Origin of the sequence: uncultured Aquimarina sp. (genome assembly GCF_947492405.1) — a bacterium.
Lineage (GTDB): Bacteria > Bacteroidota > Bacteroidia > Flavobacteriales > Flavobacteriaceae > Aquimarina.
This window is the reverse complement of record NZ_CANLMP010000004.1, coordinates 141,453-153,281: the sequence shown is the minus strand read 5'-3', so window position 1 is coordinate 153,281 and position 11,829 is coordinate 141,453. Positions and strand designations below refer to the sequence as shown.

Here is an 11,829-nt window from a genome sequence, read left to right as displayed (position 1 = left end):
ATCAAAAATCATGGCAAAAGGAAGATTAACACCGTTTTCAAAAATTTTAATTGTAGTACTTATTATTGGAGGACTATACTTTTTATTAAATAAACTAAGAGATCCAGCTGTAAAAGATAAGATAGAAGAAGTTACTTCTTCTTCTGATAAAGGAGAAACAAAAGAAGGATATAAAGATGTCATTAATGTAGGAGTAGTAACTTGGGGTGGATATGCTGGAGGGCAGTATTTCAATGAAGGCTTCAAAGCGAATACAGCATCGAGATTCTATAAAGATTATGGATTTAAGGTAAACTTCGAAGTTATTGATGATTTTGATGCTTCTAGAGATGCTTTTAAGAATGGTTCTATCGATTTAATGTGGGCAACAATTGATGCATTCCCGACAGAAGTAGAAGGGTTATCTCAATATCAGCCACAAGTGGTATTTCAGGCAGATTGGAGTCGTGGAGGAGATGCGATCGTAGCAGCTAGAGGAATCAATAAAGTAAGTGATCTTAGAGGAAAGAAAATAGCCGTTGCGCCAATGACGCCATCGCATTCTTTCTTGATTTGGTTATTAGAAGCCAGTGATATGACTACCAAAGATGTTCAATTGGTAGAAGTGCCAAGTGCAATTGATGCAGCAGATTCATTTAAGAGTAATACGGTAGACGCTGCTGTAGTTTGGAGTCCGGATGACGCAGATTGTGTTGCCAAAGTAGCAGGGTCTAAAGTCTTAGAAAGTACTAAAAATGCAACACATATTATTGCTGATGTATTTGTTTCGAAAAAAGAGTTTATTGAAACTCATAAGGAACAATTACAAGATTTGTATGAAGGATGGATGATTGGAGCTTCAGAATTAAACAATTCTGATAGCAATAAAAGAAAAGCAGCGAAGATTCTGGCAGAAGGATTGTCGCAACCAGAAGATTTCTGTTATGATGCTATAAACAATGTGCGATTAGCTACTCACGGAGATAATAAAGATTTCTTTGGGTTGAATTCAAATTATACAGGTGTTACAGGAGAGGATCTTTATAATAAAATGAAAGTGAAATATAATGCTCTTGGATATAGCACTGCTGGTGCAAAAAGCTGGAGGTTACTTTCTACAAAAGACTTGGTGAATAAAACATCGCTATCTGGTAATTCTCATAATGCAGAACAACAAAAACAGTTTACTGCAGTTGATAAAACATTAGAGAAAAAAGAATCACTTTCTTCTAAAAAAGTAAGTATTAGCTTTAGAACAGGAGAGTTTCAGTTAGATGAAAACTCCAAGCAATTAATAGATCTTCAGTTTACACCAATTGCAAAAGCATTTGCGAACGCACGTATCCGAATTGAAGGGAATACAGATAATGTTGGATCCAGAGGCCCTAATGTAGCATTATCTAAGAAAAGAGCGCAATCAGTTGCAGATTATTTAATCCAGCAGCATAGTATGCCAACAAACCGATTTATTATCCTAGGAAATGGTCCAGATAAACCAGTTCCTGGATGTGAGAGAAATCAAAATGCAGATTGTAAGTCTAAGAACAGAAGAACAGATTTTGAACTGGTTGTAGACTAATGGTAGGGATCAAAAAACTGTTTGAACTTAGAGGAAATTTAGAATCAAAGGATAAAGCCATTCTTACGGTGATTGGTGCTTTGATTCTAATTGGGTTGTGGTTTTTATTAGCCGAAGTTTTATCTACCTCCGTGATTACACAAGATGAATCTATTGACATTTCTAAGATCGCACAAAGTGAACGGAAATATTACGAAAATGATTCTCTTTTAGTAGCTAGTTATGATGCTCTGGAACAAATGAGTCTTGACGAGCTAACGGCATTCGGACTTAAGAAAAACAAGGTGTATCCTTTACTACCTTCACCAATTAAAGTAATCAAAGCTTTTCCTGATCTGAATCAAAATGATGATGTAATAGGAAATACTTTTTATTCTATCAAATTAAATTTTTTGGGATACCTAGTAGCGATTCTTGTATCGATACCTATTGGTTTTTTATTAGGATTAATCCCTTTGTTTAGAGGGTTGTTTAGTCAGATTATAAACTCCTATCGTTTTATTCCTTTAACCGCGGTAACAGGTATTTTTATTATGTGGTTGGGATTAGGGAGTGATATGAAAGTATCTTTTTTAGCATTTGGTATTATTGTGTATTTAATACCGGTCGTCATCCAGCGGATCGATGAGGTCCAGAATGTATATCTCAATACCGTTTTTACCTTAGGAGCAACATCATGGCAAACGATAAGAACCGTTTATATGCCATACGTTTTTTCTAAAATTATTGATGATATCCGGGTTTTAACAGCAATTTCCTGGACGTATATCACCATTGTAGAAATGTTGAATAAAGGAGGTGGAATAGGAGAATTAATCTGGACTGCGAAACGACAAAGTAGAATCGATAAAGCTTTTGCTATACTAATTATCATAGTGGTTATAGGGATATTACAAGATCGACTTTTTGTAATGATTGATAGAATATTATTTCCATATAAACACATAAATAAAGGAAACAAACACTAATATGGCATTACAGTTTACAGATACTCCTCAGGCTCCTAATGTTATAGAACTTAGAGGGATTTCTCAATCCTACGATGGAGGGAAAACCAAAATTATAGAAAACCTAGATTTATTAGTAGAGGATAAACCAATGCAAGGACAGTTTTCTGTCATATTAGGGATGTCAGGATGTGGTAAATCTACTTTGTTACGATATATAGCAGGGTTACAAGAACCAACTGCAGGAACTGTGTTGGTAAAGGGGAAACCTGTTAGTAAGGAGAATAGGGTGAGTATGGTGTTTCAGCAATATTCATCGTTGCCTTGGATGACCGTATTAGATAATGTTGGTTTAGGCCTACGTTTTAAAGGGATTTCTAAGAAAGAAAGAGACGAAAAAGCGATGGAGATGATCCAATTGGTTGGATTGGATGGCCACCAAAAGAAGTATGCGCAATATCCTACACTTTCTGGAGGACAATTACAACGTGTAGCGATTGCCAGAAGTTTAATGTCTAATCCAGAAATCTTATTGATGGATGAACCTTTTGGGGCATTAGATATTAAAACCCGTTTACAGATGCAGGATTTACTAATTGGTATTTGGGAAAAGTTTAGTCCTACGATTTTATTTGTTACTCACGATATTCAGGAAGCAGTGTATTTAGCAGATGATATTTATATTATGAAGCATGCGCCTTCACATTTTGTAAAACATATCGATATCGATTTACCATTTAATAGAACGAGAGAAACAAAGAGATTAGCGCACTTTGATGAATTAGTACATGAAGTAGAAGATGCAATGATGCAGATTGATGCTGGGAGTTAAAAGAGAGTTTTTTCAGATATATTGAATGTCAGTCTGAGCCTTTCGAAGACTATTGCGATCGTAACACTTCGACAAGCTCAGTGTGACATCAAAACTTATAGAGAATTTACTACGTATGACCAACAGAAAATACCATAAAGCCACAGATCAGTTTTTTTCAAAATTAACTCAAGAAGATAAAGCTTCTTTTTTTAAAGGAAAATCAGTTAATCCGTTAAAAATTCTGTCTATCTCATCTGCGTTTCCCACCTTGAGAATTAAAGATGAAGATTTGTTGGTATTGTATTCCTTAAAAGAATCTATTGATGAATTAGATCTTATAATTACTAATCAGAATATCCATATTGCAGAAACCAGTATTCCATTAGATAAAGATGTATTTCAGGATGTAAAGTTTAGTGCCTTCCCAAAAGAGCATGTCGCCTTATTAAATGATTTAGTAGATGATTTTTTATTAACCAAAAAAGATGAGAAAAAGAATTTATCCGATTTTACCAATAAGTTTAAGGATTTTGTAAACCAAAAAGAAGACACCACTCAAGAGTTTGATATCGATTATGAGTTTCTACAAATTCTAAAAAATGAAGGCGAAAAGATTCAGAATCTGGCAGAAGATTTAAATAATAACAAACGGTTTTCTAATACAATCAATGCTATTGTTCATAAGACTGATGATGCGCTAGAGTTTAAGGCAGAACATGTAATTCTTCAGGATATCATTAGAGTATTCAACATGATTTATCCATTGAGTGATAACAAGAATACGGTTGCAGATGCTAAGGTGAAATTTTTATTAGCATTTATGTTCGAGAAACTTCAGGGAAATGATATTATAGCTTCTTTGTCTATAGAACGGATTAACAAATTTGTTCAATCAGAAAAGTTTGATGAAAACATAGAAGTAATTAAAACAGCTAGTCTTTTTGATTTAGGCAATGAATATAAGAATGAATTTTTATTACCATCACTTTTAAAACGATTAGACAGCCAGCATTTTGCTAATTCAGCATCATTTTTATATAGAATAGCTTCTTTGATAACTAAAGCGGATGGGACAATCTCTGAGGAAGAGACAGCCTTACTGAAGAAGATCAATAGTAAATTACAACATCCTAAAGAAAAATTAGAAGGAGTAAAGCAAACAGAGATCGATGAGAATGAGACCTTGGATGATGTGATGGATGAGTTGAATGAATTGATTGGTTTAGATAATATCAAAACTTCCGTAAAAGAATTGTCTAACTTTTTGAAGGTTCAAAAGCTAAGAGAAGAAAAAGGACTGAAGAATGTGAACAATTCATTGCATTCAGTTTTTATGGGACCTCCAGGTACAGGTAAAACAACTGTAGCTCGTTTAGTGTCTAAAATATATAAGCACTTAGGGTATTTAGAAAAAGGACATCTGGTGGAAACCGACAGAACCGGAATGGTAGCAGGTTATGTAGGTCAAACTGCTCTAAAAGTAGAAGAAGTTATAAAGACTTCGTTGGATGGAGTATTGTTTATTGATGAAGCATATTCTCTGGCTAAGGATAATAAAAAAGACTTTGGTAATGAAGCCGTAGAGGTATTACTAAAAAAGATGGAAGATCACCGAGATCAATTAGTGGTGATCGTTGCGGGATATCCTGATGAGATGGAGGAGTTTATAGAATCGAATCCTGGACTACAATCACGATTTAATAGATACTTTACTTTTGATCATTATAAACCAAAAGAGCTAATCGGAATCTTTGAATTGTTTTGTTTGAAAAATGATTTTGTATTGGCAGACGAAGCAAAAGAAAAGCTAGAGTTTATCTTTGATAAGTTATACGAAAAAAGACACAAGAGTTTCGGTAATGCAAGAGTTGCTAGAAACTTGTTCGAAAAAATCATAGAGTATCAAGCGAATCGTATTGTATCTATTACACCACTCACAGAAGAATTACTAAAAACAATCGTTGAGGATGATATTCCGCCTATCAATCAAACCGTTGATGATTATTTAAGGTTTCAGAAAGACGAGGAAGAAGCTTAACTAGGCCTATGATATTTATTTTTTTAACAGTCGTTGGGTTTATACTTTTAATAATAGCTGTTAAGCTTTTTGTTAAAAAAAGTCGTCTAAAAGAAATCGTAGAAAGTAGTATATTAGAATTCCCATTGAAGTTTAATATCAATAAATCTGGAATGTATGCAATTTCTTTTGTTGGATTAACACCTGATTTTAATGTAAAGAATCTTAACCTTAAATTATCCTCATCAGAAAGCAGCAATTTGGTTTTACATGAATTTTTTTTTAAACCTTCTTTTCTAAGGAAAAGAAAAAGATGTTTTAGTCAGTGGTATTTTTCGGTAGATAAGAATGGAATATATGAACTTAGATTTGAAAATTTGGAGGAGTTTATGTCAAAACACCCCATTTTGAAATCTGAAAAAATTTTAAGTAACCGAAAATTTCAAACTGAAAAATTGAATATTTTAATTAAAGAAGGAATGAAAAATCAAGATTATTTTTTAATGATCTTAGCTGCTGTTTTTGGTTTCAATATGTTTTCTTTAGGAATTATAATGGGATTAAATAGACACTTGTTTCAAATCTAGAAATGTTTTATGATCAAAAATAGCCTTCTATGCACATAGAAAAAGTCTTATCGTACTATCAGGATTGTTATAAACAAGAATTTAGAGATAATGATATATTAAATTTTTTAGGAACAAAAGTTCATAAACGATTCTTTCTAAATACTATTGATCAACTCTATCGTGAGGAGGATACAACCTTTATGAAAACCAATTTTGGCGAAGAGTTGTATAAGTATCTTGAGATTCACCGAAAAGAGAAAACATTTATAGCCTGTAGTTTTTTTATCACTGGCAAGCTTACTTTTTTAGGTAAAAAGAGAACAATATGTGCTCCCTTAATTATTACTCCTGCTTCATTAGAAATTAATAATGAAGCATTATATCATATCAATTATAATTTTGAAGAAAATAGAACGAATGATGCTTTATTGAATGTGCTGAAATCTAATTATAACCTTGATGATTCGTTTGTTTTGGAGATAAAATCATTGATTAATGATCAGGAGCCTGGTAAACAAGATATAAGAGCAATTGCCAGAAAGCTCAAAGAAAATATAAAAATAGATACTATTGCCCTAGAAGATTTGCCTGAGCTTATCTCGGGAGAGAAACTAAGAAGTCATTTAAAATCTACCTCTCTAAAATTACTTCCCGCAATTGCTTTGGGTATTATCGAGAAATCAAAATCTAGCAGAAATGTTTTACATGAAATTGATGAGATAAAAGAAAGACATTTATTTAATGATACACTTAGAGGTTTCTTTTCCAGAAGAAAAGTAGATGTTGATAAAGAAACTAAATCGAGAGAAGCTATATATGTACCTTCTAATCTTAGTGAGTCACAATTAGATATTATTCAGGCCGTAAAATCAAATGATATTACCGTTGTAATTGGTCCTCCGGGAACCGGTAAATCGTACACCATTGCTTCGCTAGCTCTAGATCAAGTATACCATAATAAAAGTGTATTGATCTGTTCTAAATCCGATCAAGCAATAGACGTACTCCAAGATAAAATTATACAAGATTTAGGAGTAAAAGGGCTGTCTATTAGAGCAGGTTCTGGTAGAAGTCATCGTGCTACCTTAAGAAAGAAAATAGAATCAATTACCAGGTTTAGAAAATCTGGAGGGGATTATTTTATTCCTAAAAAGCAAGCTGAAATTGATTATGCTAAAAATAAAATAAAGGAGATAAGCGAAGAAATACAGGAAAGAGAAGGTAGAGAAATTAAAAATGCTGAGCTATTTTTGGATCACAAACCTTCTTTTTTTAAAAGATTAAAACGAAAATATGTCTCTAAAAAAGTATTAGAAGAATATCCTTTTTGGCAGTTAATAGAATTGTTAGATCATTATATTCATCAAAGAAATAAGCTGATTAAAGAGATCATTTCTTTAAAATATCAAGATAAAATTTCTAATTTATTACAGAAAGATCGAACTTTTTCTCAACTATTGAAGCTTGTAAAAACTAAAGATGTTGTAGAAAGAGATCGTTTATTTCAGGATATCAATTTTATATCAGTATTACAATGCCTACCTATTTGGATTACAAAGTCAACAGATGTTAGTAATGTGTTTCCTTTAGAAAACGATATTTTTGATGTAGCTATTATAGATGAAGCTTCCCAATGTGATATTACGACCATGATTCCTGTATTGGCCAGAGCAAAAAAAGTGGTCGTCGTTGGTGATCCAAAACAACTAAGACACGTTTCTTTTTTATCTAGACAGGTAATGGAAATTACTGCCAATAATTACGGTCTGATAAAGGGAGAGGATGTAATGAATTACAAGGAAACGAGTTTCTTGGATTATGCGATGGAACGACTTCCTTCTAACAGTAATATTCATTTTCTTGATGAACATTATCGCAGTGTTCCTAGTATTATCCGATATAGTAATCAGAAATTTTATTTTGATAAGTTAAAGGTGATGTCAGATTTACAAATTCATCATAAATCTTCTGCGGTACATTGGATATTTTGTGAAGGCGAAAAACTAAAAGATGGGACTAATCTTAGTGAGGCTAACAAAATTTTAGAAGATGTACAACAAATAATTGATCAGGAAATTCAGATTGCGGCTGGCGTAGCAACGACAATAGGTATTCTTTCTCCTTTTAGAGATCAGGTAAATTACCTAAAGAATAAGATAGAAGAATATGATCTTGCCGCGATAAAGAAACACAAAATAGCCGTTGGAACACCTTTCGAATTTCAAGGAGAGGAACGTGATCAAATGTATATCACATTTACCATTGATAACAACATAAGCAGTTCTGTTTTTCAATATTTAGATAGAGAAGATGTATTTAATGTAAGTATAACTCGTGCTAAACAAAAACAGTTTTTGTATTATTCTTTTGATCCTAAGAATTTTAAGAATAAACATTTATTAATTGATTACCTATCAGAGACTAGAATACATCATCAACATAATCGAGCGGAAGAATATATTGATAATTTTGCAACAGAAGTACACGAAGAATTAATTCAATTAGGAATCCAAGAAGAAGATATTATTGTCAATTATTCATTAGCTGGATATATAATGGATATTTTAGTAACTTTTAACCAAAGAACGGTATGTATTGATTTGGTTGGATACCCAGGAACATTGGAAAAAACATTTTCTATAGAACAATACAAAACACTCTTTAGAACACAAATACCTATTATAACGATACCGTACGCTTACTGGTTGCATAATAAGGAGGCATGTTTGGATCATATTGCAAAGAAAGTTAGAATTAAGAAATGATTACTGAAAAAGAAATATCAAAGCAAATAGGCAGAACTATTAAATCACCCATTCGGGTTGGTAGTGTTGCAGATTTAAGAATAAATGTAAGTTCTTTTCTTCACTTTTTTAAACCTTTTTTTTCTGCATTACAGGATGATGTATATTTAGTAAGAAGCAAACAAATCACCTTTTTGAAGACTAGTTTTTCTTCGGATTTGGATGCTATTGAGAAGCTTCATAAACCCTATTTTGAAGGCACACAATCAATAGATGCTTTAGCATATTGGATACAGCAATTAGATGAGAATCAAAAACAAGAATTTGATCAGTTATCTACAATTACAAGACAACGCAATATTGCTACTTTTTTGATTGAAATTTGGGATGATCAGTATTTTGCAGAAAGAATAGTATCACAAGGATTTGAGCAAGATGTGGATGATTTTAGAGTATGGAAGCGAGTTTTTAAACAAGCCGCTAGAGAAGCAGTAGAGAACGAATTGTTTTTTGAGTTACTTAAAAAAATGGCTGGTTTAGTCAAAAAGATACATCCAGAAGTACGTAAGATCCAAATCACCAGTCATTTTATGAGAACTATTTCTAAGGAAAAAATAAAAGGGGAAAATTCTCCAGAAGGAGTTCATGAAGATGGGGCACAATATATTATGTCTGCATTGGTAGTAAACCGACAAAATATCATTGGTGCCGAAAGTCAGATTTATGAAAAAACAACCTTAGATAGCAATGAACTCATCTATAAAAAAGTATTAGAACCAGGAGAATTTATTTTTCAGGCTGATACAGGCGAGGAGTTCACTTTTGGGAATGACCTTTGGCATTATGTGACGCCCATCGAGCCAGAAGATATTACAAAACCTGGAATACGGGATATCATCGGATTTGATATGGATATTTTAGAGTAATGGTGTTCCAGTAGTTTCTTCTAATACTTTGGATTCTTTTTCTATTTGTTTTTTGATAGATTTGAATTTAGTTTGATTATATAACATTTTTAATTCTTTTTGACCTTTTTCTTCAAAGCAATGTGCTAACACATAGATACAAGTTTTTCCTAATGATCTTGAAGAGGAACCGAGCCTTCTAATATCGGAAGTTGTATAACAACGCTCTACTATTTTTAGAATATGTTGAATGCTTTTTTTGTCATTATAATAGGCTGCGGATAATACTATACCTTTGACGATTTTTATATTCTCTTTTCTCATATGTGTATATACACAATAAGATCTATATCCAGGGTTCCATTCAATCTTTTCTCCAATAATTCGGATAGTTTTTGGTTTAAAGTTTGCTGCTATTTCTATCATTTTGTGAATTTTCTTTCTATAGATTAGAATACCATTTTGGGATATTTGATTTTCTATAGCACTACTTATTTCATTTGGGTGATTTAATTGGCTATGAGTGTTGTATATGTTAAGTATCTGTGATAAATAGCTATTTATTGGAACTTCTAAACTTTGAATATGTTTATTCACTTTGGTGCCAAAATAATCAGATAATAAAACGAAGACAGGGTATTCTCCTTGGCTTTTAAGAGAATTATTTAATACAATTCTTTCGACAATACTTGTAAAATCATTTTCAGAATAATTGCCTACTTCTCTGAAACCGTCGGATTTCATAAAAGTTTTCAAGTAAGTAACAAGAACATTGCTAATTTGTTTGTTATGACAAAACTTTTTTAGTTTGTTAAAAATTGTTGTAAAAGAAATACTGAATTGATATTTTAACGGAGTCCTAACTAGTTCTAATATTTTAATAAAATCTTCTTCATTTAGCGTTAATTTTGATTTTAAGATTAAATTGAATAATTCAATTACAAAACGAACTGGAGGTTTTTTTTCTGAATACTTACTTTCGTTTTCTTCAATAATATATTTGATGAGATAAAATAAAAATGATTTTTTAAAACTTGGATGTTGTTCAAATAAGAAACTATAAGAATCCAAAGTATTAAAAGTAATAGCCCATAAATTATGGTGCTCATAATCGGATTTTGACTTAGCCTCATTAAAAATTTCTAAAAGTAATTCTGAATGATTATTTTTTTTGTCCCATAACGCCTGATCTAATGATGTTTTGTCAACATCAACGATTTCCCTTTTTGATATATTTACATATCCACTATTTACGTGTTCTTGTTCTTTTTGATTAATTTTTAGTTTAGATTTCTTGACACCAAAAAGAAACGAAAGAATTTTGTCTATTAGCATTGTCTAAACAGTTAATAAAGCACTAATAAATTAGGATAAGACACAGCTGATATCATCTAGAGAAGAACCATAGTCAAAACTAAAGTCAATATGTACCAGATCTCCCGCTTTTACCTCTTGTGTATTGGTAGTTTTTAAAACAGTCGGTGGCATCAAACTATCGGTGCCTGTAAAATTAGATCCTTCTGTCACTTCTACATAAGATTCTAAATACAGTGCATTTACCGTTCCAGAGAACAACACAGGAACTGAAAAACTAAGTTTTACACCTTGTTTTTTTTCTTTTAATAATTCGATTTCGTTTACTAAAAACTGTTGGGTTAAGAACATCGGCTGATGTCTTGTGAAATTAACTGGATAATGATGAACATCAGCGTCAATTTCGGCTTCGCATAGTCGAGCAAAATTTACAATACGATTAGGGAATAATTTTCCACCAGGTTTTAAGAATTCTCGCATATGCTGAAAAATCTGTACCTGAAACTCATTAGCACAATAAATACTCATTAGTTCCCCAACTACAAAATCTACTTTTTCCGGTAAATCTACGGTTAAAGCATCTGCATATATTACTTCTACTTTATCTGCCCATGGATACTTGGCAATCTCTTTATTTATAAAAGGAATCAAGTCAGGATTATTCTCTATTAAGTATGCTTTTTTTACATGTGGCATATATAATTTGGTCAATGGGAGTGTACCCACACCAATTTCGCAGACAGTAGCACCCTTAAAATTATTATTGAGTTTAAATGCTCTATGAAAAGCATCCACACGTTGTTTATCAGTTTCCATAATCTTATAATAGATTTCCGGAAAACCAAAATGAGACTCATCGAATGTTTGCGCTTTTAGTAAACTATATTTTAGTGCATCGTAATTGTCAATGACTTCCTCAAATAATTTGTCTTTCATTCCTCTATGATTGTTTTAGTAAATA

General features: G+C 32.1%; 9 protein-coding genes. 7 read left to right on the top strand and 2 right to left on the bottom strand.

The genetic code is table 11. The features are described 5' to 3' along the window. Positions 1-10: 10 nt before the first annotated feature. The 7 genes from Q0829_RS15285 to Q0829_RS15255 all read left to right on the top strand — a co-directional run bounded on the left by Q0829_RS15285 (position 11) and on the right by Q0829_RS15255 (position 9,575). Positions 11-1,558, top strand: a complete 1,548-nt coding sequence (locus Q0829_RS15285) for a phosphate ABC transporter substrate-binding/OmpA family protein (RefSeq protein WP_298544648.1) — start codon at positions 11-13, stop codon at positions 1,556-1,558. Beyond that, entirely contained in the window at positions 1,558-2,526 is a 969-nt protein-coding gene (locus tag Q0829_RS15280; RefSeq protein WP_298544643.1) for an ABC transporter permease subunit, read from the top strand. The genes Q0829_RS15285 and Q0829_RS15280 overlap by 1 nt, the downstream gene beginning before the upstream one ends. A 1-nt stretch (position 2,527) precedes the next feature. Further along, complete coding sequence (locus Q0829_RS15275) at positions 2,528-3,337, top strand: ABC transporter ATP-binding protein (protein ID WP_298544641.1); 810 nt, start codon at positions 2,528-2,530, stop codon at positions 3,335-3,337. Positions 3,338-3,419: 82 nt separating this feature from the next. Next, complete coding sequence (locus tag Q0829_RS15270) at positions 3,420-5,357, top strand: AAA family ATPase (protein ID WP_298544639.1); 1,938 nt, start codon at positions 3,420-3,422, stop codon at positions 5,355-5,357. Positions 5,358-5,365: 8 nt separating this feature from the next. Then, positions 5,366-5,923 (top strand): hypothetical protein, encoded by a 558-nt coding sequence (locus Q0829_RS15265; RefSeq protein WP_298544637.1) that lies wholly within the window; start codon positions 5,366-5,368, stop codon positions 5,921-5,923. 29 nt (positions 5,924-5,952) lie between these two features. Beyond that, on the top strand, positions 5,953-8,670 hold the full coding sequence (locus Q0829_RS15260) for an AAA domain-containing protein (RefSeq protein ID WP_298544634.1): 2,718 nt from the start codon (positions 5,953-5,955) through the stop codon (positions 8,668-8,670). Then, positions 8,667-9,575: a 2OG-Fe dioxygenase family protein gene (locus Q0829_RS15255; protein WP_298544631.1), complete on the top strand. Its 909-nt coding sequence runs from the start codon at positions 8,667-8,669 to the stop codon at positions 9,573-9,575. The genes Q0829_RS15260 and Q0829_RS15255 overlap by 4 nt, the downstream gene beginning before the upstream one ends. Here Q0829_RS15255 and Q0829_RS15250 read toward each other — a convergent pair. Further along, positions 9,567-10,889 carry a hypothetical protein gene (locus Q0829_RS15250; RefSeq protein WP_298544628.1) on the bottom strand — a complete coding sequence of 441 codons (1,323 nt, stop codon included), beginning with the start codon at positions 10,887-10,889 and terminating at the stop codon, positions 9,567-9,569. The genes Q0829_RS15255 and Q0829_RS15250 overlap by 9 nt on opposite strands. Before the next feature lie 30 nt (positions 10,890-10,919). After that, positions 10,920-11,804, bottom strand: a complete 885-nt coding sequence (locus Q0829_RS15245; protein ID WP_298544627.1) for a methyltransferase domain-containing protein — start codon at positions 11,802-11,804, stop codon at positions 10,920-10,922. Positions 11,805-11,829 lie beyond the last annotated feature (25 nt).

Coding starts and splice junctions, on each gene's coding strand:
- Q0829_RS15285 (WP_298544648.1), top strand. CDS start 11: ATGGCAAAAGGAAGATTAACACCGTTTTCAAAAATTTTAATTGTAGTA.
- Q0829_RS15255 (WP_298544631.1), top strand. CDS start 8,667: ATGATTACTGAAAAAGAAATATCAAAGCAAATAGGCAGAACTATTAAA.
- Q0829_RS15265 (WP_298544637.1), top strand. CDS start 5,366: ATGATATTTATTTTTTTAACAGTCGTTGGGTTTATACTTTTAATAATA.
- Q0829_RS15280 (WP_298544643.1), top strand. CDS start 1,558: ATGGTAGGGATCAAAAAACTGTTTGAACTTAGAGGAAATTTAGAATCA.
- Q0829_RS15275 (WP_298544641.1), top strand. CDS start 2,528: ATGGCATTACAGTTTACAGATACTCCTCAGGCTCCTAATGTTATAGAA.
- Q0829_RS15250 (WP_298544628.1), bottom strand. CDS start 10,889: ATGCTAATAGACAAAATTCTTTCGTTTCTTTTTGGTGTCAAGAAATCT.
- Q0829_RS15245 (WP_298544627.1), bottom strand. CDS start 11,804: ATGAAAGACAAATTATTTGAGGAAGTCATTGACAATTACGATGCACTA.
- Q0829_RS15260 (WP_298544634.1), top strand. CDS start 5,953: ATGCACATAGAAAAAGTCTTATCGTACTATCAGGATTGTTATAAACAA.